General features: G+C 64.9%; 1 protein-coding gene. It reads right to left on the reverse strand.

From position 1 onward, the window contains the following. A partial coding sequence (locus SB754_RS20995) for an ABC transporter permease subunit (protein WP_410784283.1) occupies positions 1-262 on the reverse strand: 262 nt, incomplete at both ends.

The raw sequence follows: 262 nt of genomic DNA on the forward strand, positions 1-262 counted from the left end.
CGGATTGAACCGTGAGCAGGTCCCGGTTTCCCACGGCGTCCAAGAGCATGGACCCCAACCCGGGAATCACGAAGACCCGTTCGATCACCACGGCGCCGATGATGAGGGCCGCGAGTTGGACGCTGGCCACTGTGAGGACGGGAATCGCCGCATTGCGCAGCCCGTGCTTCACGAGGGCTTCGAGCTTTCCGAGCCCCTTGGCCCGGGCGGTGCGGAGGTAATCCTCGCTCATGATTTCCAGGACCGCCGAGCGGACGTACCT

Origin of the sequence: Leifsonia sp. SIMBA_070 (assembly GCF_046534635.1) — a bacterium.
GTDB lineage: Bacteria > Actinomycetota > Actinomycetes > Actinomycetales > Microbacteriaceae > Leifsonia.